Consider the following 24,972-nt stretch of genomic DNA (forward strand, 5'->3'; position numbering starts at 1 on the left):
CCGCCCCACGAGGAGAACCATGAACCCGCTCAAACGGTTCGGCTGTCGCCGAGCCTCGATCCTGGGCCTGCTGGCCGCGACCCTCCTGGCGACACCGGGGACCGCGGCCGGCGCGCCCGACGCCGTCCGGGCCTCCACCCTGGGCGCCCAGGCGGCCCAGTCCGGCCGGTACTTCGGAACCGCCGTGGCAGCAGGCCGGCTCGGCGACCGTACGTACACCGGCATCCTCGACCGTGAGTTCAACATGGTCACGCCCGAGAACGAGATGAAGTGGGACGCCACCGAACCGTCCCGTGGCTCGTTCAACTTCGGCCCCGGCGACCAGATCGTCAACCGCGCGACGTCCCACGGTCAGCGCATGCGTGGCCACACCCTGGTGTGGCACTCCCAACTGCCCGGCTGGGTCGGCTCCATCAGGGACGCGAACACCCTGCGCTCCGTGATGAACAACCACATCAACACCGTGGCGAACCACTACAGGGGTAAGATCTACGCCTGGGACGTGGTGAACGAGGCCTTCGCCGACGGCGGCAGCGGCCAGCTCCGCAGCTCGGTCTTCCGGGACGTGCTGGGCAACGGCTTCGTCGAAGAGGCGTTCCGCACGGCCCGGACGGCCGACCCAGGGGCCAAGCTCTGCTACAACGACTACAGCATCGACGACTGGAACGCCGCCAAGACCCAGGGCGTCTACCGCATGGTGCGCGACTTCAAGGCACGCGGCGTGCCCATCGACTGCGTCGGCCTCCAGGCCCACTTCGGCGCCGGCGGTCCCCCCGGCAGCTTCCAGACGACGCTGTCGAGCTTCGCCGCCCTCGGCGTGGACGTCCAGATCACCGAACTGGACATCGCGCAGGCGTCGCCGACCGCGTACGCGAACACCGTCAGGGCCTGCATGAACGTGGCGCGCTGCACCGGCATCACGGTCTGGGGCATCCGCGACAGCGACTCCTGGCGCAGCAACGAGAACCCGCTGCTGTTCGACCGCAACGGCAACAAGAAGTCGGCGTACAACGCGGCGCTGACGACGCTGGGCGGCACGCCCGCCACCACGCGCGGCACTCCCGACGCCACCGCCCTGCCCAGCAGGTACTCGTGGAGCTCCAGCGGCCAGCTGATCGCACCGAAGCCGGACTCGACCCACAACATCGCCGGCATCAAGGACCCGACGGTCGTCCAGTACAACGGCAAGTACCACGTGTTCGCCAGTACCGCGAGCTCCTCCGGCTACAACCTGGTCTACCTGAACTTCAGCGACTGGTCCCAGGCAGGCTCGGCCACCCACCACTACCTGGACCGCACCGCCATCGGCTCGGGCTACCGGGCCGCGCCGCAGGTCTTCTACAACGCCCCGCAGCGCCTGTGGTACCTCGTCTACCAGACCGGCAACGCCTCGTACTCCACCAACCCCGACATCAGCAACCCCAACGGGTGGAGCGCACCCCGCAACTTCTACTCCTCGATGCCCGACATCATCCGGCAGAACATCGGCAACGGCTACTGGGTCGACATGTGGGTGATCTGCGACAGCGCCAACTGCTACCTGTTCTCCTCCGACGACAACGGTCACCTCTACCGCTCGCAGACGACCGTCGGTCAGTTCCCGAACGGCTTCACGAACACCGTCATCGCACTGCAGGACTCCAAGAACGCGTTGTTCGAAGCGAGCAACGTGTACAAGGTGCAGGGCAGCAACCAGTACCTGCTCCTGGTCGAGGCCATCGGTTCCGACGGGCGGCGCTACTTCCGCTCCTGGACCGCCGCCAGTCTCGCCGGCTCCTGGACGCAGCTCGCCGCATCCGAGAGCAATCCCTTCGCCCGGGCGAACAACGTGAGCTTCCCCGCGGGCGCGTGGACCCGGGACGTCAGCCACGGCGAGATGATCCGAGCAGGGTACGACCAGACACTCACCATTCCGGCATGCCGGCTCCAGTACCTGTACCAGGGCCTGAATCCCGGCGCGGGCGGCGACTACAACCTCCTCCCGTGGCGGCTCGGCCTCCTGACCCAGACCAACTCGGCCTGCTGACCGGCCTGTCCGTGGGGAGCGCTTCCGACGGGGGCGCTCCCCACGCTCACCGCCGGCCATCGGACGCATCCCTGCCAGAGAACCGAGGTACCGTCATGCGCCGCAGACTGCTCGCCCTGGCAGCAGCGCTCTCCTCGCTGCCGCTGGCGCTCGCCGCCGCACCGTCCGCCCACGCGGCGGACCCGACGACCATGACCAACGGGTTCTACGTGGACCCCGACTCCAGCGCGAAGCGGTGGGTGGCCGCCAACCCCGGTGACGGCCGGGCGCCCGCGGTCAACGCCTCCATCGCCAACACCCCGACGGCCCGCTGGTTCGGCTCCTGGAGCGGCACCATCGGCACCGCCACCGGCGCGTACGTGGGCGCCGCGGACGCCCGGGACAAGCTGCCCGTCCTGGTCGCCTACAACATCTACAACCGCGACTACTGCGGCGGGCACTCCGCGGGCGGAGCCTCCTCGCCGTCCGCCTACAGAAACTGGATCGCCCAGTTCGCGGGCGGGATCGCGGGCCGCCCGGCCGTCGTCGTCCTCGAACCGGACTCCCTCGGGGACTACGGCTGCATGACCCAGGCCCAGATCGACGAACGCGAGGCCATGCTCACCGGCGCGCTCGCTGAGTTCAACCGCCAGGCTCCCCAGACCTGGGTCTATCTCGACGCCGGCAACCCGGCCTGGGTGAGCGCGGCGACCATGGCCCGGCGCCTCCACGAAGCCGGCCTCCGACAGGCCCACGGCTTCTCGCTCAACGTCTCCAACTACCTGACCACGGCCGAGAACACCGCGTACGGCAACGCCGTCAACAGTGAACTGGGGGCCCGGTACGGCTACACCAAGCCGTTCGTCGTGGACACCAGCCGCAACGGCAACGGCTCAAACGGCCAGTGGTGCAACCCCTCGGGCCGCCGTATCGGCACTCCCACGCAGCTGGGGGGAGGCGCCGAGATGCTCCTGTGGATCAAGGTCCCGGGCGAGTCCGACGGCAACTGCGGTGCCGGAAGCGGCTCCTCGGCCGGACAGTTCCTTCCCGAGGTCGCCTACAAGATGATCTACGGCTACTGATCGGAAGCGCCCGGGCGCAGTTCCGGGACCGGGTCAGGGGCGAGAGCGGCTCGTCGCTGTCACCGGGCCCGGAACGACGGGACCGACCGTCCCGTCGTTCCGGGCCCGGCCCAGGACGTCGGAGCCGAGTGCGTCGCGGGTCTTTCCCTTCCGGTCCGCCCGCTCAGCCAGACGCATTCCCGCGCATTCCCTTCAGCGTCCCGCAGCACGTGTCGTGAGGTCCTCGTCCGTGATGGGGCGGACCACTCGGCAGGGTGTTCCGAGCGCGACGGACATCGGGGGAATGTCGCGGCTGACGACGCTGCCCGCGCCGATGACCGACCCGTATCCGATACGGACGCCGGGCAGGACCACCACGTTGCTGCCGATCCACACCTTGTCCTCGATCACGATCGGTTCGGAGAATCTTCCGAAGTCGGCGCGTCGCGAAGGATGAACCGGCCACACAACGGTCCCCCGTCTCGACCTCCCCCTGGCCCTGGCCCTGGCAGGGCAAGGGTTGCAGGCTTCCGTCAGACACAGATCCAGCAGTAGAGGCGATGCCCTCGCTCGACCGCCCGGCTCGCCAGGTCGGCGGCCTGCTCGAGGAACTCCGCAAGGCCGTCCGGATCCGGCGGCGTGGGAAACACGTCCGATGCGGCCCATGCCCGGGCCACGTCGTGCAGTGAACCTTGATCAACGTCGGCAAGTGCGTCACGCAGGGCATCTGTGAGCGACAAACACACCAATTGCCCCTCCTCGGCCGTCGCCAGCAGCTGGCCATGCCGCGGGTCCGCCTGGATGGTCTCAGCCGACCGACCCGAAAGGATCACCTCCGCTGGCAGCAGGTCGAGGGTCGGATCCATACCGTTGACGTCAAACCCGTCATAGCCCGTCGCGGTCGGTTCGTCGTCTTCGCGTATCACGGCCCGGACCGCGTCGTCATCGTCAGCAGCAGCGAAGTAGCCATAGATAACTCCCATGCGGCGATCTTGGCACCCGCCTCTGACACCCGCTCTCGATCAGCCCTTCACTCCAGAGGAACCGCACCCTTCGTGGGTTGTTGACAGACCGGTTTGGGATCATGCCCGCATGGACTTCGACCTCGCCCCACCAAAGGGCGTTGGCCCGTTGCGGATCGGTATGACTCGGCAATCGGCCAACGCGGCGTTGGAATCGTTCCGCGATCTCTCCACGGTCTCGGAGTCCGACCGGCCGGGTCAGCACATCTTCCGTCCCAGAGGACTGATGATCAGCATCCACTGCATGCGAGACACGCTCGAAGCCATGAGCTTGGGAGGCCGTCGCCTCAGACAGACCGAGTCATCTTCCGGGGCCTGGACGTGTTCGCGATCCCGGCCCGCGAGCTGGTGCAACGCATGGGCGAGTACACCTCGATCGAGGCAGACCCCGACGACCCGGCGTCTTTCGTCGCCTCTGACCTGCTCCTGAGCTTCTGGCGTCCGTTCGCGGCCGACGACGAGCCAGAGGAAGAGCAGGGCTACTACTTCAGTTCGGTCCTGCTGGCACGGCGGCGTTCGTGGTGCGCCGGTTCGTCGACCGCGGCCTGCTGGTCGACCTGAGCGCGAACCCGGACGGGACGCTGCACCACCCCGGCTAGGTCGCGGAGGCCTGCCGCCGCCACGGGGTCCTTCCCGTTGTTGACCCCGTTGCCCCTCTTGTGGCCGGGTCGACCGGTTCCACCCACAAGTTGCGGTAGTCGTTGGGGTCGCCGCCCAGCTGCAGGCTGATCAAGTGGTCGTACTCGGCGTCGCCCATGTTCCCGGCATAGCCGTAGGAGGCGGCGTTGAGCCTCTTCTCCTTGCCGGTCACGTACGCGGAGTGCCTCGCGCCGGAGGTGTAGGCGCCCTTGCGGCAGATCGTCGACTTCAGGTTCGCCTGCGTGACGGCCGGGGATATCGCGCCCGGCGTGCACGTCGGGTCCTCCAGCGGCTCCCCCTTCTCATACCGCAGTGGCAGCCGCCCTTCGCGGGCTACTGCTGCACCGTGTACTTCTTCTGCGGGCCGGCCCCCACCACGATCGACCGGGCCCCGCCCGCGGCACCCGACGAAGACGCCGCAGCGCCGGACGACGACGAGCCCGGCATGCCCAGCGGGACGGACGAACAGCCCGCAAGAGACAGACAAGTCAGCAGCGCAGACACAACAGCGCGGCCATTGGAACTCATGACGACCCCTCACGGGCAGGCGTCAACTGAGCAGATGCTGCCCTACCAGGAATCGCGCACACCGGGCGGGGTGCCCGGGCGGGAGCACCCACGCCGCCCGACGGGGCGTGCGTCGACGACTACCGCCCTCGCACACCCGCCCGATCCCGTCGAACGTGGGGTGTCTGTTCGTGTCACGGCCCGACCGTACTCGCATCGCCAGGCTCCCCAGCGGACACGCTGCTCGGGCCACCGTCACCGTCTGCTCAGGGATCTCCGGCAGCCCCTTCGGCCACATCGACACCCACACCACCCCCATGGCCGCACGCCAGGACAACGGTCACAGGAAGGATCACCCCGTGCCCGCTATCCCCCCCACCGGGAATTGGTTAGGACTTTCGGCATCTTCAGAGGACGGGCAGTACGACAGACTGTGACGCAGCTCACGACGAAACGGTGACAGGGTGATGTCGCGGACAGCTGCGACTGTCGACGCCATGACGATCACCGATGAGGACTGCCTCGCCGAGACCCTGGCATTCAACGAGCAATTCGAGGCTGCTGCCGCGAGCCGTCCCACCCGCGGGGAAGCTCCGGACGCCACCGTGCTGGTGCTCCTGCGGCGTAACCGGCTAGGTGGTCACACACCACCGGTGAGACTGTCGCACGGCCAAGACCGCGTCGTAGCAGGCGGGGTGAAGGTCCGGGCGTTCGTGCCCGACCACGTCGACGGCGTTTACCTGCACATACACGGGGGTGGCTGGGCGTTTGGCTCTGCGGACGGGCAGGACGAGAAGTTGTGGCAGCTTGCCGTGCAGGCACGGCTGGCCGTAGTGAGCGTGGAGTACCGCCTGGCGCCGGAGCACCCGTTCCCCGCCGGACCCGACGACTGCGAAGCGGCCGCCCGCTGGCTGGTGGAGAACGCTGCAGCCGAGTTCGGCACCCGGCGGCTGCTGATCGGTGGCGAATCGGCCGGCGCCCACCTGAGCGTCGTGACACTGCTGCGTCTTCGTGACCGGCACGGCATCACTGGCGCGTTCCGGGCGGCCAACCTGCTCTTCGGTCCCTACGACCTGTCGATGACACCGAGCCAACGGTCGTTCGGTGCCAGGCGGCTGCTGAGCAATACCGACTCGGTGCGCGGCAGCTATGAGCTGTTCACACCCGGGATGGGGGCGGAGCAGCGCCGGGCCCCTGAGGTCTCGCCGCTCTTCGCCGACCTGACCGGCCTGCCCCCCGCCCGCATCGCCGTCGGCACCGAGGACCCGCTGCTGGACGACTCACTCTTTCTGGCCCAGCGATGGCAGGCGGCGGGTACGCCCGTGCAGCTCGGCGTCGTCGCCGGCGCGATGCACGGCTTCACTCTGTTCCCGCTGACCATCACCGAGCGGGAACAGGAGCGTGAGCGGGAGTTCCTGGCCACGGCGCGACGGTAACGTCGGCCTGATGAACCGCACTGCCCGGCTCTATGCGCTGGTGGAAGAGTTGCGCGCGGCAGCGCCGCGGCCGCTGACAGTCGCGGCGCTCGCCGCACGCTTCGAGGTCAGCACGCGCACCGTGCAGCGTGACCTGCAGGCGCTGTTGGAGTCCGGTGTCCCGGTGCGCACCACACCGGGACGCGGCGGGGGCTGGACGATCGACCCGGCGATGACGCTGCCCCCGATCCACTTCACCGCCGATGAAGCCTCGGCGTTGGCCGCCGCGCTGGCCGCGGCCGATGCCTCCGCCCCCTACTCAGGGGCGGGCCGCACGGCGTACCAGAAGATCGCGATATCGATGACCGGTCCCGCCTCGGCGGCGGCCCGGGAACTGGCCGCACGGATCGTGGCGCTGCCGTCGCGGACCGACTCCGCGGTCCGCACCACAGTGGAACAGGCCCTCACTCACACCATGGTGCTGCGGCTGTCCTACATCGACGGGGCAGGACACGAAAGCGACCGCGTAGTGGAACCGGCCGGACTGCTCACCGCCAACGGCCGCTGGTACCTCATCGCCTGGTGCCGCACACGGCGGGCTGGCCGAGGCTTCCGGCTGGACCGGATCGCAGCAGCGGCTCCAACCGGTGAGCAAGCGCCGCCCCATGACCTGGCCGAACTGCTACTCGGCTCGGCCGCCGCCGGCGCGGTGCAGCCCAGCGCGCTGGCCTCACTCACGCCCTTGCCTGACTCGTGAACTGCGCAGCAGAGTCCCCCTGGAGGGCAGAGCTAACGAGCGGCCAGCTCATACTGCGCACGGCTCTGTTGCTGCTCGCCGGATGCGGCACTGCCTACATCGCCTTCATCCTCCCCACCTTCGGTACCGTCCTCCTGGTGGGCGTCGGTGTGGTCACGCTCTGCATCTCCTGCTGCGGCCGTGACCTCCGCGCCGCTCGTACCAGTCCGCGACGATCGCCTGCGGAGGTCGGCGGCTAGTAAGTGGTGTTGGCGAGCACCGGACCGACGAGTGCCGGCAAGCCGGCCGGCCGCGTCCCCGCCGTCTGCCGTGGCGGTGGCCACCCCGACCAGGATGGCCACACGACGCTGGAGCCGATCTGCTGGGCGGTCACGTTCACAGCGCCGGCCGCCCCGTGCCGCCGCTGATCCACTCCGCTCAGCAATGAGATGGTCATGGCCGGGAAGGCGAGGCCCTGGCCGATGCCGTTGAGGATCAGGCCGAGCAACAGATAGGTCCAGTAGTTGCGGTCGGCCGGGCGTCCACACCCACAGGCCGTCCGAGGCGAGACGCTCCGTGCCACCACATCACCCGAGCGAGTGCAGAATTCCGGCAAAACCCTCCGGGGTCTATATGGAGGGAATCCGGTGGCAGGGGCACACCCGCCACGTAGAACCCGGAGACCCGGACAAGAATCTCCTGCACCAGCACCTCCGCCAGGCGCCGCTCACGGTCGCTGAGCGGGACGGCAGGGACCAGGTGGGCCAGGTCCCCAGGGTCACGGATCTCATCGCGCCAGCGCAGGGTCTGCAACAGCAGCATCCCAGCGTACGGCCGGACCACCGCCCGGCGTTCGCGGCTGCGGATCGCAACCTTGGCCATGGCCACGAGCCCGGTCCGGGAGAGGACCTCCACCAGCAGCGCGTACGGGCGCTCCGCCTCCGGCGCTGCGGGAGCGACGTAGTACGGCCGGTCGTAGCTGAGCGGGACCACACCCGTCGGCTCGATGAAGCCCGCCACAGTGATCGTGTGCTTGGTCGGCAGGGGCAGGCGGGCCAGGTCGTCCTCGGACAGCGGCAGCATGCGGCCGTCAGGGACGGCGACCCCGCGCCCGACCTCGGAATAGGGGATCTCGCGCCCCTCCGCAGCACAGAAGCGGCGGTGCTGGACACGGCTGCCGTCAGCGGTGTCGATCTCATGGAGCCGCGCGGTGTGCTCTTCGGTAGCCGCGTAGAGCTGAACCGGAATCGAGACCATCCCGAAGGCGATGGTGCCCGACCATGTAGCGGTGGCCCTCATGCCTCCAGCGTCGGCGGCCGTGTCTCCCCTCGCATCCGGGAGGGAAACCACGGCCGCGTGAGGGCAGGGGCTTGCTCAGCGGTGGCGGAGTTCCTCAGCCCAGTGCCGGAGCCGGTCCTCGAGGACCAGGTTGTCGCCGCGGGCCACGGTCTGGAGCAGCTGGGCGCACACGGTCGCTTCGGCGGCGAGGCCGGCCGGGCTGCCGAGCACGGGGAAGGCGTCGCGGACGCGGGCGGCGGTGTCCGGCTGGAGCAGCGAGTAGGCGTAGAGCGTGGCGCCGTCGAACCCCTCTGGGGCTTGCCCCCAGCCCTCCCAGTCCTGCACCTTCAGCGGCGCTGTGACGTTCGCCCAGTGCAGGTCGGCGTGGGCGGCAGTCCAGCAGGTCACGGGATCAACAAGCCCCTGCGCGCCCACGGCCACCAGGCCGGCCGCCTGCACGTGGACCGCATCCTCAACGAGGCCCAGCACACCGACGACCCCCTCCACCTCATCCGCCTCTTCGGCCTCTCGCCCCGCACCGCCATGAAGTACATCCACGCCGCGCACCCGCACCGCAGCCAGAGCGACCCGATCACGTCCTGAGCAGCACAAGCTGTAGGGATGTGAGGTGCTTGGGCACTCCGATCTGGAACGTTGCGGTGACGAGGGTCCCAGTAGTTCTCGCGGAAAAACAGCAATACGCCGTGCGGCAGCCCATTGCTCTGAGCTCGGCCCCCGATCGAGCGCGGCTGGGTGTGGCGTTGACCCTCATAGCTAATATGCCTAGTCTATAGCTAACGGCATTAGCTACTTTGATGGAGGACGGCATGACCGAGCACCTGAGAATCGGCAAGAACACCATCGCCTTCGACGTGACCGGGGGAGGCCCCCTGGTCGTGCTGGCGCACGGCATCGGCGACAGCCGGCACTCCTACCGCTTCCTCGTTCCCGGCCTGGTGGCCGCCGGTTACCGGGTCGCGAACGTCGACATCCGCGGGTGCGGTGAGTCCAGCCTCGGCTGGGACGGTTACAGCCGCACCGACATCGCCGGAGATCTGGTCGCCGTCGTGCGTCACCTCGGCGGCCCGGCCGTGATCATCGGGCAGTCGATCAGCGGCGGCGCCGCGACCATCGCGGCCGCCACTGCGCCCGACGTGATCAGCGGAGTGATCGAGCTGGCTCCGTTCACCCGTGCGCAGCCGGTCGACCTGGGCGGGCTGATGCGGGTCAAGCGCTTCCGGACCGGGTACACGCGGATGGCGCAGGTCATCGTCCGGGGACGCCTGGCGGACTGGAAGAAGTACCTCGACGTGGCCTACCCGGCCAAGCCCGCCGACTGGAACAGCGAACTGGCCCGCATAGAGGCCACGCTGAGTGAACCCGGCCGGATGAAGGCCCTGCAGGACATGTGCAAGTCCAAGCCCACCGACGCCGGCGCCCAGCTCGCCCACGTCACCTGCCCGGTCCTGATCGTCGAAGGCAGCCTGGACCCCGACTGGGCCGACCCCCGCGCCGAAGGGGCGAAGATCATCGCTGACCTGCCCGCCGGCCTCGGCGAGCTGGCCGTGATCGACGGCGCCGGCCACTACCCGCACGCCCAGACCCCCGACCAGGTCCTCGCGCTGGCCCTGCCGTTCCTGGCCAAGGCGGCCGGCCGTGCCTAGGGCCGGACTCACCGCCGCAACGGTCACCGAAGCCGCCGCCGCCCTGGTCGACGAGGTCGGGTTCGACCAGCTCGGCATGGGCCTGGTCGCCGAACGGCTCGGGGTCAAAACCCCCTCGCTGTACAAGCACGTCACCGGCCAGACCGACCTCGCCCACCGGATCGCCATCCTGGCCATGAACCAGTGCGCCGACGCCATCCGCGACGCCATCCAGGGCCGGTCCGGCACCGAAGCCCTGGCCCGCGGCGCACAGGCGATGCGGACGTTCGTCAAAGACCACCACGGCCGATACGCCGCAGCCAACGCCGCCCGCCCGACCGGACCCGACGACCCCCTCATCGACGCCCTCAACCGGGTGGTCGACTCCTGGGCGGCCATGCTCCACGGCTACCGGATCGACCCCGACCAGCAGATCCACGCGCTGCGGATGCTGCGCACCGTCCTGCACGGATACGCATCCCTGGAAGCAGCGGGCGGGTTCCAGTTCGCCACCGACATCGACGACAGCTTCACCTGGATGATCGACTTCATCGACCACGGCCTGCAGGAGCCCACGGTCACCAGCACCAACAGCACCCCCTCCCACAGAGCCGCGCCGGGCGTGGCGCTCTGACCGCCGTGGACTGCGCTCCACGCCAGTCCCCAGTCCCCGGCCCCACCGAGCACCGGTGGTCCACCCCCTCGCCGAACCTCCGCCCCTCCCTTCCGCACCAGCCAGAAGTGGAAACCACCATGAAGCCGGTCCTCACCGCCGTTATTGACATCGACGCCACCCCGCAAGCGGTGTGGGACGTCCTCACCGACTTCGCCGCCTACGGCGAGTGGAGCACCTTCTCCGCAGCCGAGGGAACCGCTCAAGTGGGAAGCCGGCTCACGATGCGCATGCCGGGCATGACCTTCAGGCCCACGGTCACCGTAGCGACGCCTGGCCAGGAACTGCGGTGGGTCGGCACGCTCGGCATCAAGCAGCTGTTCCACGGCCAGCACTCCTTCGTCCTTTCCCCCAACCACGACGGCACCACCCGCCTGACCAACCACGAGGAATTCTCTGGCGCCCTGGTCACCCTGATCCGGCCCTTCCTCAGAACACCCAAAAAAGATGGGTACGCCGCGTTCAACACCGGCCTCAAGCAGCGGGTGGAAGACCGCACCGAGCTCGAACCGGGTGCATGAGGTGCCGGTGGCCGGGGTGGTAGCAGGGATCGGGATAGCCGCCGCGATGCCCTGCCCCAGCTACTGGATCACGCTGGAGGGCGGGACAGGCGCGCGGCCCAGTTCTTCACCCGACACCTGAAGTGACGCCGGACCGTCAGGCCACCATCAGACGCTTCTGGCGGGAGATGCAGGTCCTCTACGCCGACCGCAACGGCACCACGAAAGGCCTGGAGCAGTTCGCGGCGTCCGAGACGTTGTCGAAGGCCGAGAGCGATGCGCAGCGCGCGCACGCGCAGGGCCGGATCTATCCGGGGAAGGTCACCTTCTCCGATGCGGTGGTCACCAAGGCCGAGCTGGACAACAAGACGCCCAGGGTGACGCTCTCCAGCTGCCTGGACGTCTCGCAGTGGCAGCCGGTCGACGCCACGACCCGTGAGCCCGTCACGCTGCCCGCCGACCGGATCACGAAATACCAGGTGCGCACCACGCTGGAGAAGTGGCCGCAGGGCTGGCGGTTGGTCCGCGACGAGCCGCAGGGCAAGAAGTGCTGACCCGCATGCGCACGGCGGCCGCCGCCGGCGTCGCCGTCCTGGCCGTCCTCGGCGCAGCGCCCACCGCCCTCGCCGTCGGGCCCGGCGGCGGCGTGAGCTGTGGTGACTACATCTGCGAGGTGGAAGCCGACGACCCCGGCCAGACAGGCAGCGGCGCCAGCGGCAGCACGGGAAACGGGGGAAGCGCACCCCAGGGCAGCGGCGGGAGCGGCACGAGCAGCAACCCGTGGACGTGCACGTACCAGCTGCTCTCACCGCAGCCGCCAGCGACCTCTCTGGACTGGGAAGGGCACACGCCCGGCGACGGCGCGGTCTACGAGCAGAGGTGCCATTACCTCGACAGCATCAACTCCGTAATCCGCAACCAATGGCTCGCAGGCCCCGACATCGCCAGCCCCAGGGCCGCGGGCAAGTACCTCGTGGGGATGCCGATGTGGATGTGGGTCAACCAGAGCCCGACCACGTACGGGCCGAACACGGCGAGCGCGTCGGCCGGCGGCGTGACAGTCACCGCGACCGCGAAGGTCTCGACGATCGTATGGGCGATGGGCGACGGCGCTGTCGTGACATGCACCGGACCGGGCACGCCGTACACGGCGGCTGCGGGCAAGACGGACTCCCCTACGTGCGGGCACACCTACAACCGCACCTCCGCCGACCAGGCCGCAGGCCGCTACCAGGTCACCGCGACCTCCACCTGGACCATCGACTGGCACGTCACCACCGGCGGCGGTGGACAGGCCGGCCAACTCACCGAAACCCGACAAACCCAGATCCAAGTCCCACTCGCGGAACTCCAAGTCCTCAACTGACCGCAGGAAACAGGGACCGCCAGCTCACGGCCCATGCTTGTCGTGTGGATCAGTCGCGGCCGGTATCTATCGCTGTGGCTGCTTTGTGCTGCATGGTGTCCACACGGGCAGGCCTCCAACCCCCTAGGCGAAGGACGGGCTGGCCGGGGTCGTTGTGCCAGATCGCGGCGGTCAGCGCCAGGATGCGCTGCATGACGCGGGCGATCACACCGCCCGGTGTGCGGCCTCGGTGCTGTTCGAGGTTGAGCTGGCCCTTGAAGGTCTCGTTGACCGACTCGATCACCTGCCGCAACGGCTTGAACAGCGAGGCGCCGGGCCGTTCCGGCTCGCCCTTGCGGGCGGGCCGCAGCAGCCAGATGTCCTGCTCGGCCACCTGGTTCTCGAAGTCGCGGCCGAAGTAGTTCTTGTCGCCGATCAGTGTCTGTCCGGGCCGGGCGGCCACCAGTTCCGGTTCGGCGGCGAGCAGGTCCAGCAAGGTCTCGCGTTCGTCGGCCTTGGCCCCGGTCAGGGCAAACGCGATCGGCAGACCCTGCAAGGTGCACACCATGTGCAGGCGCAGGCCCCAAAAGAAGCGGCCGTGGCTGGCGCAGTACCCGTACTCGGCCCATCCGGCCAGGTCGGAGCGTTTGACGGTCTCGCGGGAGCGTCCGCACTCCACCGGCGTGGAATCCACGATCCACACGTCGTCGCTCCATACGGAGGTGCCGGTGGCCAGCAGCCGGGTGACTCGCCGTAGTAGCTCGGCGGCCTTGCGCAGGCGCTTGTTGTAGCCGGGCTGCTTCGGCAGGTAAGGAAAGAGATGCCGCAGATGGGAACGGGCGTGGCGAAGCCACTTGGCCTCGGAGGTGAAGCCCAGCATGGCCTGCATCATCGCGAGAGTGACCAGCTCGGCATCGGTCAGTAGCGGAGCGATCCCGACCGCCGGGCGCCAGGGCATCAGATGCCGTGATGCCTTCAGCAGGTCATCGGTCTTCACATAGAGTGCGGTGGCGAGGGAGTCCAACTCTGTCTTCACATAATGACGTTGGGCTCCCTCCCTTTATGCGTGCAGCCGATCGATCATCCAGGACCGCGCAGCGGCCGGAAACTCATCGGTCACATCCGTCCGCGTCTGCTCAGCAAGGCCAGCGCCACCAACAGAACGCACCCTGCGGCTTCGACGGCGAGGGTGGGCTTGACCAGGTTCGCGTCGAGAGTCTCCTGGAACCCGAAGAGACCGGAGGTGAGGCTGACGATCAGGGCCACCAGTGTGCCGGCCGCGAAGAGTGTTCCCAGCGTGGCGAGGACGGGCAGGAGGCGAGTGGGTGTGATCAGCAGCGACAACGCGAGCAGCCCGGCCCCGATCGCGTTGAGCAGGAACAGCGTGCCGACCGTGTCCAGATATCGGTAGCCGTCGTATCAGAGGTGGAGGTGGATCGCGCCCATGGCCACGACCGTTCCCGCCGCGGCCAGCCGGAGGGCGAGGAGCGCGACCGTGCGCTCAGTAGCCATTGCCGTTGGTCGTGTTGGTGCCGGTGCCCGTTGAGGCGCTGCCGCCCACGGTGAGTTCGGTCTTCATGCCCAGGTCCTTGTGGCCGTCGACAGGGCAGTAGACCTCGTACTTGCCGTCCTTCAGCGAGACGGTGAGGTTCGCCGACTCCCCGGGGGCCAGCGTCCGCGTCTTCTGTTCCGTTCCGGAGCCCTCGATCTCCATGGCGTGGTCGTGATGGCCGTCGTTCTTGACGACGAAGGTGTAGGCACCCGCCTTCAACGTCTTCGCGGACAGCTGCATCTTGAAGTCGACCAGCTTCACGTCCACCTGGGTGGTTCCCGGCTTGCCACTTTTTTCGGGGGCTGACGGTGACGAGCCGCCACCGTTGTCGTTTCCGCCCCCGCACGCCACGAGGATGCCCGCCAGTGCCCCGGCGGCCAGCCCGGGCCCGACGTTCCTGCGCGCGAAGGTCATGAGCGTCATGAGTGTCGCCGTCATGTCTCGGCCCTCCATGAGAAGTCGTTCCTGACCAGAGATACGGACGGACCGCCCCCAGGGGATTTCCGGCAAGCGGGAGAATGGGGCTGTGGTCCCGCGTGGAACTGGGGGAATCCGTTCGGCGAGGTTCGCCGTATCCACTGGTATGCGGAGACTGGGCCTACCACTCGGGCGGCTCTCGGACGAGGCGCTGCTGGCGGGAATGGCGACCGGCGACCCGGAGGTCGCCCTCGCGTTCGTCCGCCGGTTCCAGCGCATGGTATTCGGTATCGCCATCGCTGTCGTCGGCGACCTCCAGCTCGCCGAGGACATCGCTCAGCAGACCTTCGAGAGGGCTTGGCGTCACGCGCAGGTCTACGACACCAGGCGTGGATCGGTGAAGACCTGGCTGGGGGCCATCACGCACAACCTGGCGATCGACGCCGTCCGCGCGCGCAAGGCGACCCCCGTCTCCCCCGAGGACCTCGACGCTCTGCTCGGCATCGTGACCCGGACGCCCGAAGAGTGGGCACTGGCCGACGAGGCGGCATCCCGGGTACGGGCCGCGGTAGCGGACCTGCCGCTCCAGCAGGCGCGTGCCGTGGTCATGGCCGGGATCTACGGGATGACCGCACGGCAGGTCTCCGAGTTCGAAGGGATCCCCCTGGGCACGGCGAAGACACGGATCAGGTCGGCGATGGGGAACCTGCGGACGGTTCTGGGACCCGAGCGAGCCGATCATGACTGACAGGGACTGCGAGTGGCTGAGGGCCGTCGCCGACGAACTGGCGCTGGGCATCCTCCCCGGTCAGGAACGCGCCGAAGCCATCGCCCACCTGGACCGCTGCCCCACCTGCCGGGAGCACGTCGAGCAGCTGACGCTCGTCGGAGACGGACTGCTCTCTCTCCTGCCGGGCAGCGAGCCGCCCGCCGGCTTCGAGACACGGGTGACGGACGGGCTGGGCCTGAACCGGCCGGCGCGACGGCCGCGACCACGGGCCGGCGTGGCGATCGCGGCCGCCGCCGCGATCGCCCTCGGGTTCGGCTTCGGTGGCTGGGCCGTCGGAACGGCCATCGAGGGAGCGTCGGCTCCCTCCTCGCGGAGTTCGCAGCCCTCCGGCTCGGAGCACGACCTGCTCACAGCGTCTCTGCTGGCCCCCGACCACCGCCCGGTGGGCCGGATCTTCGCCTATACCGCATCTCCGGGCTGGGTCTACATGTCGGTCCACCTCGGCCGGGCCGGGTCCGCATCCGACTCCCAGGCCGGAGACGAGTCCGAAGCCGCAGGCTCGCGCGACGGATACCCAGAGGCCGGAAAGGTCAGCTGCCGACTGGAGCGTACGGACGGCACGTCGGTCCACATCGGGGAGTTCTCCCTCGACGACGCCGGCCGGGGTTACTGGGGAGCGCCCACGCGTGTCGACCCGGACACGGTGTCCGGTGTCCGGCTGCTGGCCGGGGACGGCTCCGTACTGGCCACGGCCCACTTCGATGCACGGCAGAACCAGTGACCGCAGATCACCCCTCATGCCCGGTCCGGTTCGGTCAGTGGCGCCGGACGCGGCGTCCGGAGTAGCCGCGGCCGCCGAACTCCTCGTGGCGGGCCACGAGCCGCTGCACGCGCTCCGTCTCGTCGATCTCGCAGAACCAGACCTCGTCGAGCCGGGGACGGACACGCGCCCCCTTGGAATTGATCATCTAGGCGGAAGCGGTCCCCCTTGTCCGGCCCTGCCGTCCCGTCGACGGCGGGGCCGGCCGCGCCTCCCGGCTCCCCATGGGAGGCCACGCGGCTGCCCGAAAACCAGCGGCGCATCAGCAGCGGCCGCTTGCAACGCCGCATGGCTAGCCGCGCGGTGTGCGGGCGATCGGCCGCACCTCCTGTTCGACCTCGTGACGGTTGAAGCGGTTCCGGAGCGCGTGCTGGGTGATCGCTTCCTGGGCAGTTGCTGCTGACTCGAACCACACCGCGCGTTGGTGCTGGCGCTCTTCGTTGTCGCTCAGTCGCTCCAGCTGGCTGCGCTCACGGTCGGCGGCCTGCTGGAGGGCGATGAGCTCGTCGGGCAGGCCGATGCGCTCTGCTGGAGGGCGCGGGTCGTACCGGTGATCCGGTTCCAGGTGAGGTGCGGCGGTCGGGCTCGGGGGAGCCATGATCGCTTCGCGCGCAGGTGGCGCCGATTGTGCTGGGACCACGGGCCACACGCTGAGGCCGCCCGGTGTCGTCAGCGCTGTTCCCAGGTTCGTCGTCGTGGCGGCAGGTCTGCACGTGGGTTGGTTGCGACTCGCGCTGGTTGGTGTACCGGCTTCCTCCCTGTCGGGCGGGAGAGCGGTGTCGTCGCTGAGGAGGTCGTTCAGCCGTTCCTGGTCGCTTCGGGTGACCCAGAACCGGTGCGCTTTGGCGGCGGTGGTGATGCGGAGCTGGACCGGCACCATCGTGCCGGCGGCAGTCTGGCGGACCAGGTCGTCGAAGAGGACGTCACGGGGCTTGGGTGTGACATGTGCTTTGCCGCAGCGTCGCACGCCGTGAGGGCAGGGGTAGAGGGCGCGGAGGTCGCACTGCCAGAACCCCAGTGCGCGGTAGCCGGAGATGACGCGGAGGTCACCGGTCTTGGCGATGACGTAGGCGGGGAGGTTGTCGCTTCGGGTCCAGTGCGTGTCGTTGCGGTGGGCGTAGTCGGCGCGGTCGGTGTGCCAGGCGGGAGTGATCCCGTTCTTCTCGGCTTTGGAGGCGCGGGCGCGGACGCTGCGCGGACCGTCGGTGCCGGCGGAGGACAGCTGTACCTCCCAGCCGATGCGGCGGCCGTCGGCTCCTAGGCATTCCGAGATCCTGGCGAGGCTGCTGGCGGGACCGGAGGACGTCTGGTCGACGAGTTCGCCGACACATCGCCGCCTGGCCGCATCGCATTCGCCATCAGCCCCGCCAGCGGGTCACCGACTCCCCCTTATCCATCCCATCAACACGGATTCAAGGCTGCACCAAGTCAGGAAGTCGCAGCTCACAGGTATCGAATACGCCTGCCCGGCAGGCAAGAGTGCTGCCCGTCCAGCGGGGGTTGCGCGGGTAACCGCCGCCCCCGCCACCATGCCTGCCACATCCCCGGCGCCCGCACCGCTGTCCCTGCCCGCGGCTCCGCACACAAGGGGTGACGCACCACCGACCACCCCACCCAGGAGCCGACCATGAACACCCCGACACTGCCCAGCCACGCCCTCTCCGGCCTCACCGCCGGAGGATCGGCCCTCGCCCACGCCCCGTGGTGGATCGTGCTGCCGCTCCTGCTCCCGACCACCGCCGCAGCCATCAACGCCCTCGTCACCACCTACTCCACCGCCCGGACCGACGCCATGCGACGACGCCACCTCAACGCCCTCCTCACCAGGGCCACCGAAGCAGCGGACTACACGACGGGCCTGGACCACCTCGCCCGCACCCTGCACGCCGCCCCTCCCCCACCACCCGAACCCCCACCACCCGAACCCCCGCCACAGACACCACAGTCAGCCGAACCTCCGACTCCCCCACCGTGACGCCCCGCCCGGGACGGCAGGCCCTCGCCCGCCTAGAATCAAATATGTGTTCGATGACCTGCCGGAAGATCTACCGCGTCTGGAGACGCTGCGGGTGTGGCACACCCTGTGGCTGACCCGCATCGATGCGAAGATCGCCGCCGTGCAGCAGCGGCAGGCAGAAACCGAGCGCGGCCGGCGCCACCGCCCCGCCCCACCCGACTGGACGGTCGAGCTCGGCATCGGCGCCAGACGCCCGCCCGTGCAGATCCACGCCGGCGACTGCCACATGCGGGCAAGCGGCGACGGCCGGTCGGCCGGGACGAAGCACGCCGCCTCCTCGCCTGCGGCCTGCGATCCTGCACCCACTGCCGCCCCGACACCCAGCTCGACATCGACTTACCCCGCGGCACCACCCCGGCCCCCGCCACCGTCCCCTGCCGCAAGGACATCCCCCGCGATGAGCACTCTTCCGCCCTCGCCTCCGGTCGCAGACCCTGATCCGTCGGCGTTCGTCTGCCTGGGCAGCCAAGTCGGACCCTGCGCCGTCTGCCAGCGCAAGACACACAAATACGGCCACGGCGGCAGCCCTCTCTGCCAGTGGTGCATGACGCCGGTCCTGGAGGGCTGGGGACCGAACGCCCGCTTCACCAGCACCCGCGCCTGACGGTCAGCACCTGGCGCCGCATGCCAAGCCGTTGCGGAGTGCACCCGAACGCCACGGCCGTCCGGTGGAAGAGATCTCCGGTGACGTGGCACCTGCCCCAGCCCATGCTGACCGCACCGACCGCCGACCCCGACCTGCCGCCGGGCTGGGCGGCGGAGCCGAAGTGGGACGGCTACCGCGCCCAGCTCGCCCGAAACAGGCGCCCGTTCGAACCTGTCCGGCCGCGCGAGCGGATAGAGAACAGGCAGTCAGTCGAGCAATGTGAGGAGGTCGGGTCGTTCCGGAACCTTCCGTGTCACCGCATAAGAAGTCAGTGCGAGGAGGGAGGTGCGGGCAGGGCCTTCCGGAAGTGAGGCAAGCGCTTTTGCGGCCCGGTCGGCATACCCGCGAGCGACTGTACCGGTTACCTCAAGGGCACCACTTTCCCGCACGAGCGCGACTGCTTGGGCGGCCTCCTCAGCAGTCAGACTCGCGCGACCCAGCAGCCTCGCCAACGTGCCCTTCGGGTTTTGCCGAACAGCAACGAGCACCGAATGTGAGAACACACCCTCCCTCAGATCGGTGCCCGTCGGCTTACCCAACTCGGTCGCGTCTCCCATAAGATCGAGCATGTCGTCGGTGAGCTGGAACGCGATCCCCAGGTTCCGCCCGTACCGGCCAAGCGCTTGCACATGGGACGGATCCACTCCCGACAGCTGACCGCCGAGCCGACACGGCAACTCGAACAACGTCGCCGTCTTCATCCCGATGATCTGCAGATGTTCGTCCTCATCCAGCTCCAGATCGAAGGCATGCTCAGTACCGCGAAGTTGCCCGGTGCAGGCGCTCGTGATCGCGGAAGACATCAGCTCAAGAACTGTAGGGCCACCGTGAGCGGCAAGCTGCAGCGCCTTGGCCAACAGTAGGTCGCCGACCAGGATCGAGAATTTGTTACCCCAGTTCGAATGCGGGGACGGCTCTTGGTCTGACTGTGCGGCCTCGTGGACGGTTGGGTTGTTCTCCACGCCCAGTTGTACAAGCGCAGCCAAGCATCCCAACTCGACGGCAGCGGCCACGTCGATCAGACAACGGATATCCGGCCCTTCGAGGGAACTCGCCAACAACAGGAGGAGTGCCGGTCGAAACGGAACGCCAGGATCTCCCCAACTTGACAACGCGAGCCGTCCCAGGAAGGGCCATTCGTCACGAACCGCCGTGGTCATGACCTCACCAACGCCCAACAATGCGCTACGCACATCCACACCCGGCGCTAGTATTGGATCAACATCGTCGACGAGACGACTCGTCTTGAGTTCGCCCGCCCCTTCTGGCAAAAGGACAGCTCGACGGAACAGGACAAAGGGTGGTCTCTCGCTGCCAAACGTGCCTTCAAGCACGCGCCACGCAAGCTTGTACCTGTGGGTCGAACGCTGTCCGGTCTCGAAGTAGCCCGAATACGAGTCCTTCAGCAACATGGAGTAGTCGAGCAGATCGATATTCCTACGGCTGATCTTCAAACCACGGTCGATGACCTCTGCGGCTGTCTTTCCGGACTCGAGGGCATAACTGATGCCCTCGCCGGTGAAGGGACTCACGAGCCCGGCCGCGTCTCCCACAAGCATGATGCCGGTACCGACGCAGCGATGCGGCGAGAAGTCGAAGCGCAGTGGTGCGGACTTCCAGTCCCCCACCAGACGACTGGAGGCGAGGCCACCACGCTCTTCCCGCAGTCGCGCTACGAACCGGTCGAGCAACTCGTGCAGGTGCCCTTCCTGTGAAGGTTCGAACAGCGCGACGCCTATATTGGCCTTACTCGTTCCCATGGGGTGGATCCAGCCGTACGACGGCAATAGGTTCCTCTCGGTCACGTCCGTGAGCGGGAGGAAGATCTCCTGGATGTCCGACAGATCATCAACCTCGGCCATATAGCCCCGAATCGCGACGCCGGATCCCGGCGAATCCGGTGCACAGAGGCCGACAGCTTGCGCCAGCCCCGAGCGTGCACCATCCGCTGCCACGACGACAGGTGCACGGACTTCGAACAGCTGGCCGGCGTGGCGCAACTGGACGCCGACTACGCGCCCATGCTCGATCACCGGCGTGGTAACCGTGGCCTCGTCCCACAAGGTGGCACCAGCTGCGACTGCCCTCTGGCAAACCGCCTCGTCCAGGACGTAGCGCGGCAGGACGAGCCCGCAGCGGTCCCTGCCGACATGCACGGAGTAGTCGAGGTCGCGAGATCCATGCCCACGCATATGTACGCGCACTCCGCGTATTCGGTCATTTGCATTCGGCAGCAAGGCAAGAACGCCCATTTCGGCGAGGGTTCGCACGGCGCGCCCAGTGAGAAGATCGCCGCAGCTCTTGTCCCGGGGAAAGCGGCATGCTTCGACGAGCAACACCCTTCGCCTCTTGATCGCCAGGTGGTAAGCCGCCGTGGAGCCGGCTGGTCCGGCTCCCACAACAATCGCATCGTATGGGCCGTTCATATGCAACCGGGCCTCAACGGGTGCGGGCGACAGCATGGTTCGTCAGTGCGAGGAGGGAGGTGCGGGCAGGGCCTTCCGGAAGTGAGGCAAGCGCTTTTGCGGCCCGGTCAGCATACCCGCGAGCGACTGTACCGGTTACCTCAAGGGCACCACTTTCCCGCACGAGCGCGACTGCTTGGGCGGCCTCCTCAGCAGTCAGACTCGCGCGACCCAGCAGCCTCGCCAACGTGCCCTTCGGGTTTTGCCGAACAGCAACGAGCACCGAATGTGAGAACACACCCTCCCTCAGATCGGTGCCCGTCGGCTTACCCAACTCGGTCGCGTCTCCCATAAGATCGAGCATGTCGTCGGTGAGCTGGAACGCGATCCCCAGGTTCCGCCCGTACCGGCCAAGCGCTTGCACATGGGACGGATCCACTCCCGACAGCTGACCGCCGAGCCGACACGGCAACTCGAACAACGTCGCCGTCTTCATCCCGATGATCTGCAGATGTTCGTCCTCATCCAGCTCCAGATCGAAGGCATGTTCGGTCTCGCGGAGTTGACCCGTGCACAGGGTGAACGTGGCTTCTGAAACGAGTGAAACCACCTGCGGAGGCAGCGGGGCCAGCAGGGCCATCGCACGCGCGAGTATGTGCGTTCCCGTGGTCGCCGCACTCGTGTTCCCCCACAAGCTGTTTGCACTGGGTGCACCACGTCTGGTTGCGGCGGAATCCATGATGTCGTCGTGATACAGCGACGCTACGTGCAGGAGTTCGATCGCTGCGGCAACCGGCAGAAGCAGCGCATCGGGTACTTTGCCCATGCGAGCTGAAAGGAACAACAATGTCGGGCGGATTCGTTTTCCGCCCCGCTGTATCAACTCCGCGGACATCCGGTCGAGGCGTGCATCACCTGCCGTTACGGAATTGAGCATCACGCGGTCGAGCCCGCGTGTCTGAATCCACTCGATTGAAGAGGTCATGACGTCAGAGGAATTCGGTGCGGAATTCGTCGAAATGCGTGCGCATCGTTTCCGACCCGAAGGCAAGTTCAGCGAACCGGACAAAGAAGCCGTAGGCGGTGTGCAGGTCGCCAGAGGGCGCACGTACAATGACGTCTCCCCGGAAGTAGGCCTGCAACGGCGTAAGGACACCTTGCGTGATTGCCTGAAGAGCCTCCATGTAAATCATACCGCGCGCCATCTCACCTGGTCCTAGTCCCGGCTCAACCGACACCTCGCCGTTCGTGATGCGCACGTTAATCCTCCCGAACCCGAACACCGCCAAGTTTCCGTCGCGACTATCGAATTCGTGGACCAGTTCCTGATATTCGGCAGGATGTTCTGCGCGGAAGGTGTTGATCACTTGCCGTGCTCGGGTCGCCAGGGCCTGGTCACCCGGGGTGACACTCCTGGCTCGGGGCGCGTTGGCGTCTGGCATGGAAAGTCTCCTCCGGTGATCGACCTGCGGCGACGATCAGCAAATATCGATGATCCGTCATGGCGCTGACGGCGTTGCATTCACAGCGGCGAGTGCGTCGATTCGATGGAAACTGGCGAGGGGTACGTTTTGAATGGGCACCGTATTGGCAAAGCTATCGATGATTTGTTTGACGCTAGCTGGAGTCAGACTGCCGTTCTTGCTCAGCATGAGAGCGGCAACGCCTGCCACATGTGGCGCGGACTGGCTCGTGCCGTCCGCGCTGACGATGCCCGGTACAACCACGGTCCCAAGCAGTGTCCCCTTAGCCTGCAGCGAGGCGATTCCAACGCCCGGAGCTGCGACGTCAGGCTTCAGCCGACCGTCCGGGGTCGGGCCGTTACTGGAGAAGGTCGCCAGGAAGTCGACATCATCGGTGGCTCCCACCGTGATGACATTGCGAGCATTTCCTGGGCAGCCGATAAAGGTGTCGTAAGTTCCACAGATGTCATCGCCCGCGTTGCCGGCGATGACGACGACCACCACACCCAACGCGACGGCCTGGTCGGCGGCTGTGCACAGTACGCATGTTCCGTTGGGGCACACCCAACCGCCGTCCTTATGTGGAAACCACCAGCTGTTGTTCGCAATGTCAGCACCGGAAGTCACCGCTGCGGTCAATCCGTTCGTGCACCAGGACGGCTTTGTGAACGGAGGAGCTGCATTCATGATACGGATGTCGATGATGCTGGCGCCGGGAGCAATGCCGCGGTAGGTCGGATCGCGACTCGCGACAATACCCGCGACATGCGTGCCATGGCCGTGATCGTCCCGCATCACGGCAGCGCCTGTCATGTCCTGCTGTGCGCCTACTGCCCCAGCGAGGGCTGGGTGACTGGCATCGACGCCTGTGTCGATAACCGCCACGCTGATGCCGGCCCCAGTAAGCCCCGGCGGAACAACATTTGCCCGGATGTGACCTCGGCTGACATCCAGACCGAGAACATTCTGGAGTTTATTGCTGCTGATTGTGCTGACGTCTGCCCGAGCTGCGACCGCCGTGACCTCGGATGTGGTAAGCGTCGCCAATGCACTGTGGGTGAGCCAAAATTCCTGCTGGATCTCAATTCCTTGCCGTTCAAGATCTGCCCGCAGACCCGTCAGTGCAAAATCGGCCTCAACTTGGCGCGAACTGACGGCATCGCTCCTGTCCGCTTTCGAGACCGAAGTCGCAGCTCTTGCCACCTTGCCGGATTCCATGTTGATCATTACGTCGTGTGCGGGCTCTTCTGCCGGGATTTCAGCGCCAGTCCATGAAGCGAACTTCGCTTCCTCTCGCTCGTCGAGGATTCGTCCCACGACCCATGGGTGCAGTTTGCGCATCGTGTCGGGACCGATCGCAGCTGCCAACTCCTGCTGCTGCTTAGGCCGCCGCTTCTTCAGGAACCAGTCGACCTGCTCACGGCTCATATCGGCGGCTCTCCAGCCGCCGCCGGCTGCCGGTGGCATCGCCATCTCGATTCCCCTTCGCGCGTCCTACAGCTGTATCGCTCGGCGTGAATCCAGCAGTACGTACCGAATCTCCGGCAGGCCTGCGACCTTGATCAAAGGTGACAACGATATGGTGGCAGCGATCGTGTGATTGATCCAGAAAAGACGGACGTCACTCGCGCCTGCCTCGACAAGGCTATTCACAACGGGCTCGGTTTTGCGGGAGAATGCGGCATGCAGCTCGTCGACAGCGGCGTCGCGGTCGACATTCTCGGCTGGCGATCCGCTGCTCCCCGATGGCCTGCTCGATTCGATGACCATCATTACTGGCAGTTCGACGTTAGGATCCCATCGAGCGGCGATAGTTTCATGTTGCAATGCACTGTCAAATTTAGCCCAGACGTACTCGGGGATGCACCCGGGCCGTTTCCCCACCATGTCGGTCTGGCTCCCCGCGCTGGTTGTTTTGCGCTTCCCGGAATTCAAGTGGTGGGACGATCGTGAGGGTCCCTGGCAGCAATCCTGCAGGGGAATCTTAGAGACGGAGTCAGAGTAGGGCACGCAAGATGAGTGCTTTCACCGCCACGTCGCCCGCCCAATTCATAGTGGACTCAAGACAGCACATCCGCATGTTGGGAAGCCCGGATCG

General features: G+C 67.3%; 29 protein-coding genes and 2 pseudogenes. 15 read left to right on the forward strand and 16 right to left on the reverse strand.

Annotation, left to right across the window (positions count from 1 at the left end; translation table 11 throughout):
- Positions 1–19 precede the first annotated feature (19 nt).
- Positions 20–2,026, forward strand: coding sequence for a non-reducing end alpha-L-arabinofuranosidase family hydrolase (locus tag ACIRPU_RS41000; protein WP_403877293.1), 2,007 nt, complete (start codon positions 20–22; stop codon positions 2,024–2,026).
- Positions 2,027–2,121: 95 nt separating this feature from the next.
- Positions 2,122–3,087, forward strand: coding sequence for a glycoside hydrolase family 6 protein (locus ACIRPU_RS41005; RefSeq protein ID WP_403877296.1), 966 nt, complete (start codon positions 2,122–2,124; stop codon positions 3,085–3,087).
- Between the two features lie 192 nt (positions 3,088–3,279).
- Here the strand turns inward: ACIRPU_RS41005 and ACIRPU_RS41010 are convergent.
- Both ACIRPU_RS41010 and ACIRPU_RS41015 read right to left on the reverse strand, forming a co-directional pair.
- Positions 3,280–3,528: pseudogene (locus tag ACIRPU_RS41010) on the reverse strand (DapH/DapD/GlmU-related protein); the annotation flags it as partial.
- Positions 3,529–3,599: 71 nt separating this feature from the next.
- A complete protein-coding gene (locus ACIRPU_RS41015; protein WP_403877299.1) occupies positions 3,600–4,049 on the reverse strand; it encodes a hypothetical protein in 450 nt (149 codons plus the stop codon).
- A 360-nt stretch (positions 4,050–4,409) separates the two neighbouring features.
- Between ACIRPU_RS41015 and ACIRPU_RS41020 the strand changes: the two genes are divergently transcribed.
- On the forward strand, positions 4,410–4,649 hold the full coding sequence (locus ACIRPU_RS41020) for a hypothetical protein (protein ID WP_403877302.1): 240 nt from the start codon (positions 4,410–4,412) through the stop codon (positions 4,647–4,649).
- A gap of 34 nt (positions 4,650–4,683) precedes the next feature.
- Here ACIRPU_RS41020 and ACIRPU_RS41025 read toward each other — a convergent pair whose 3' ends face one another.
- Positions 4,684–4,899 (reverse strand): hypothetical protein, encoded by a 216-nt coding sequence (locus ACIRPU_RS41025; protein ID WP_403877305.1) that lies wholly within the window; start codon positions 4,897–4,899, stop codon positions 4,684–4,686.
- An 832-nt stretch (positions 4,900–5,731) separates the two neighbouring features.
- On the opposite strand from ACIRPU_RS41025, the gene ACIRPU_RS41030 reads away from it, so the two are divergent.
- Together ACIRPU_RS41030 and ACIRPU_RS41035 are read left to right on the forward strand one after the other, a co-directional pair.
- The gene (locus ACIRPU_RS41030; protein ID WP_403877308.1) at positions 5,732–6,670 is read left to right on the forward strand and encodes an alpha/beta hydrolase; all 939 of its coding nucleotides are present in this window, start codon (positions 5,732–5,734) and stop codon (positions 6,668–6,670) included.
- Positions 6,671–6,680: 10 nt separating this feature from the next.
- Positions 6,681–7,406 (forward strand): helix-turn-helix transcriptional regulator, encoded by a 726-nt coding sequence (locus tag ACIRPU_RS41035; RefSeq protein ID WP_403877311.1) that lies wholly within the window; start codon positions 6,681–6,683, stop codon positions 7,404–7,406.
- Between the two features lie 235 nt (positions 7,407–7,641).
- Here the strand turns inward: ACIRPU_RS41035 and ACIRPU_RS41040 are convergent, their stop codons facing one another.
- From ACIRPU_RS41040 to ACIRPU_RS41050, 3 genes are all read right to left on the reverse strand, one after another.
- Positions 7,642–7,893 carry a hypothetical protein gene (locus ACIRPU_RS41040; RefSeq protein ID WP_403877314.1) on the reverse strand — a complete coding sequence of 84 codons (252 nt, stop codon included), beginning with the start codon at positions 7,891–7,893 and terminating at the stop codon, positions 7,642–7,644.
- Entirely contained in the window at positions 7,881–8,684 is an 804-nt protein-coding gene (locus ACIRPU_RS41045) for a Ku protein (RefSeq protein WP_403877316.1), read from the reverse strand. The genes ACIRPU_RS41040 and ACIRPU_RS41045 overlap by 13 nt, the downstream gene beginning before the upstream one ends.
- Before the next feature lie 75 nt (positions 8,685–8,759).
- The gene (locus ACIRPU_RS41050; protein WP_403877319.1) at positions 8,760–9,071 is read right to left on the reverse strand and encodes a hypothetical protein; all 312 of its coding nucleotides are present in this window, start codon (positions 9,069–9,071) and stop codon (positions 8,760–8,762) included.
- On the opposite strand from ACIRPU_RS41050, the gene ACIRPU_RS41055 reads away from it, so the two are divergent.
- The 6 genes from ACIRPU_RS41055 (at position 9,048) to ACIRPU_RS41080 (ending at position 12,845) form a co-directional block, all read left to right on the forward strand.
- Positions 9,048–9,266, forward strand: a complete 219-nt coding sequence (locus tag ACIRPU_RS41055; RefSeq protein ID WP_403877322.1) for a hypothetical protein — start codon at positions 9,048–9,050, stop codon at positions 9,264–9,266. The two genes, ACIRPU_RS41050 and ACIRPU_RS41055, sit on opposite strands and share 24 nt — an antisense overlap.
- Positions 9,267–9,490: 224 nt before the next feature.
- The gene (locus ACIRPU_RS41060) at positions 9,491–10,327 is read left to right on the forward strand and encodes an alpha/beta fold hydrolase (RefSeq protein ID WP_403877325.1); all 837 of its coding nucleotides are present in this window, start codon (positions 9,491–9,493) and stop codon (positions 10,325–10,327) included.
- The gene (locus tag ACIRPU_RS41065; protein WP_403877328.1) at positions 10,320–10,940 is read left to right on the forward strand and encodes a TetR-like C-terminal domain-containing protein; all 621 of its coding nucleotides are present in this window, start codon (positions 10,320–10,322) and stop codon (positions 10,938–10,940) included. The genes ACIRPU_RS41060 and ACIRPU_RS41065 overlap by 8 nt, the downstream gene beginning before the upstream one ends.
- Positions 10,941–11,047: 107 nt before the next feature.
- Positions 11,048–11,500: an SRPBCC family protein gene (locus ACIRPU_RS41070; protein WP_403877331.1), complete on the forward strand. Its 453-nt coding sequence runs from the start codon at positions 11,048–11,050 to the stop codon at positions 11,498–11,500.
- A 122-nt stretch (positions 11,501–11,622) separates the two neighbouring features.
- Positions 11,623–12,033 carry a secreted protein/lipoprotein gene (locus tag ACIRPU_RS41075; protein WP_403877335.1) on the forward strand — a complete coding sequence of 137 codons (411 nt, stop codon included), beginning with the start codon at positions 11,623–11,625 and terminating at the stop codon, positions 12,031–12,033.
- A 5-nt stretch (positions 12,034–12,038) separates the two neighbouring features.
- Entirely contained in the window at positions 12,039–12,845 is an 807-nt protein-coding gene (locus ACIRPU_RS41080; RefSeq protein ID WP_403877339.1) for an ATP/GTP-binding protein, read from the forward strand.
- 49 nt (positions 12,846–12,894) lie between these two features.
- Here ACIRPU_RS41080 and ACIRPU_RS41085 read toward each other — a convergent pair whose 3' ends face one another.
- The 3 genes from ACIRPU_RS41085 to ACIRPU_RS41095 all read right to left on the reverse strand — a co-directional run bounded on the left by ACIRPU_RS41085 (position 12,895) and on the right by ACIRPU_RS41095 (position 14,814).
- Complete coding sequence (locus ACIRPU_RS41085; RefSeq protein WP_403877342.1) at positions 12,895–13,860, reverse strand: IS982 family transposase; 966 nt, start codon at positions 13,858–13,860, stop codon at positions 12,895–12,897.
- Between the two features lie 80 nt (positions 13,861–13,940).
- Positions 13,941–14,168, reverse strand: coding sequence for a hypothetical protein (locus ACIRPU_RS41090; RefSeq protein WP_403877345.1), 228 nt, complete (start codon positions 14,166–14,168; stop codon positions 13,941–13,943).
- A 157-nt stretch (positions 14,169–14,325) separates the two neighbouring features.
- Entirely contained in the window at positions 14,326–14,814 is a 489-nt protein-coding gene (locus ACIRPU_RS41095; RefSeq protein ID WP_403877348.1) for a cupredoxin domain-containing protein, read from the reverse strand.
- 145 nt (positions 14,815–14,959) lie between these two features.
- Here ACIRPU_RS41095 and ACIRPU_RS41100 point away from each other — a divergent pair, with 145 nt between their 5' ends.
- Together ACIRPU_RS41100 and ACIRPU_RS41105 are read left to right on the forward strand one after the other, a co-directional pair.
- On the forward strand, positions 14,960–15,541 hold the full coding sequence (locus tag ACIRPU_RS41100; RefSeq protein ID WP_403877350.1) for an RNA polymerase sigma factor: 582 nt from the start codon (positions 14,960–14,962) through the stop codon (positions 15,539–15,541).
- Positions 15,534–16,304 (forward strand): hypothetical protein, encoded by a 771-nt coding sequence (locus ACIRPU_RS41105; protein ID WP_403877353.1) that lies wholly within the window; start codon positions 15,534–15,536, stop codon positions 16,302–16,304. Before ACIRPU_RS41100 ends, ACIRPU_RS41105 begins: the two co-directional genes overlap by 8 nt.
- 73 nt (positions 16,305–16,377) lie before the next feature.
- Here ACIRPU_RS41105 and ACIRPU_RS41110 read toward each other — a convergent pair.
- Together ACIRPU_RS41110 and ACIRPU_RS41115 are read right to left on the reverse strand one after the other, a co-directional pair.
- Positions 16,378–16,473, reverse strand: a pseudogene (locus tag ACIRPU_RS41110) (nucleoside/nucleotide kinase family protein); the annotation flags it as partial.
- A gap of 162 nt (positions 16,474–16,635) precedes the next feature.
- The gene (locus tag ACIRPU_RS41115) at positions 16,636–16,941 is read right to left on the reverse strand and encodes a hypothetical protein (protein WP_403877356.1); all 306 of its coding nucleotides are present in this window, start codon (positions 16,939–16,941) and stop codon (positions 16,636–16,638) included.
- 1,029 nt (positions 16,942–17,970) lie between these two features.
- On the opposite strand from ACIRPU_RS41115, the gene ACIRPU_RS41120 reads away from it, so the two are divergent.
- Both ACIRPU_RS41120 and ACIRPU_RS41125 read left to right on the forward strand, forming a co-directional pair.
- Positions 17,971–18,318, forward strand: coding sequence for a hypothetical protein (locus ACIRPU_RS41120; protein ID WP_403877359.1), 348 nt, complete (start codon positions 17,971–17,973; stop codon positions 18,316–18,318).
- A 108-nt stretch (positions 18,319–18,426) separates the two neighbouring features.
- Positions 18,427–18,798 carry a DUF6233 domain-containing protein gene (locus ACIRPU_RS41125; RefSeq protein WP_403877361.1) on the forward strand — a complete coding sequence of 124 codons (372 nt, stop codon included), beginning with the start codon at positions 18,427–18,429 and terminating at the stop codon, positions 18,796–18,798.
- Between the two features lie 414 nt (positions 18,799–19,212).
- Here ACIRPU_RS41125 and ACIRPU_RS41130 read toward each other — a convergent pair whose 3' ends face one another.
- From ACIRPU_RS41130 to ACIRPU_RS41150, 5 genes are read right to left on the reverse strand one after another with little or no spacing between them, the layout of a single operon-like run.
- Positions 19,213–21,468, reverse strand: coding sequence for a geranylgeranyl reductase family protein (locus ACIRPU_RS41130; RefSeq protein ID WP_403877363.1), 2,256 nt, complete (start codon positions 21,466–21,468; stop codon positions 19,213–19,215).
- Positions 21,446–22,396 (reverse strand): polyprenyl synthetase family protein, encoded by a 951-nt coding sequence (locus ACIRPU_RS41135; protein ID WP_403877366.1) that lies wholly within the window; start codon positions 22,394–22,396, stop codon positions 21,446–21,448. Before ACIRPU_RS41135 ends, ACIRPU_RS41130 begins: the two co-directional genes overlap by 23 nt.
- Before the next feature lie 4 nt (positions 22,397–22,400).
- The gene (locus ACIRPU_RS41140; protein WP_403877369.1) at positions 22,401–22,853 is read right to left on the reverse strand and encodes a hypothetical protein; all 453 of its coding nucleotides are present in this window, start codon (positions 22,851–22,853) and stop codon (positions 22,401–22,403) included.
- Between the two features lie 57 nt (positions 22,854–22,910).
- Positions 22,911–24,347, reverse strand: coding sequence for a S8 family serine peptidase (locus ACIRPU_RS41145; protein ID WP_403877372.1), 1,437 nt, complete (start codon positions 24,345–24,347; stop codon positions 22,911–22,913).
- A gap of 21 nt (positions 24,348–24,368) precedes the next feature.
- A complete protein-coding gene (locus ACIRPU_RS41150) occupies positions 24,369–24,647 on the reverse strand; it encodes a hypothetical protein (RefSeq protein WP_403877374.1) in 279 nt (92 codons plus the stop codon).
- Positions 24,648–24,972 lie beyond the last annotated feature (325 nt).

The organism is Streptomyces sp. NPDC102259, assembly GCF_044766465.1.
Lineage (GTDB): Bacteria > Actinomycetota > Actinomycetes > Streptomycetales > Streptomycetaceae > Streptomyces.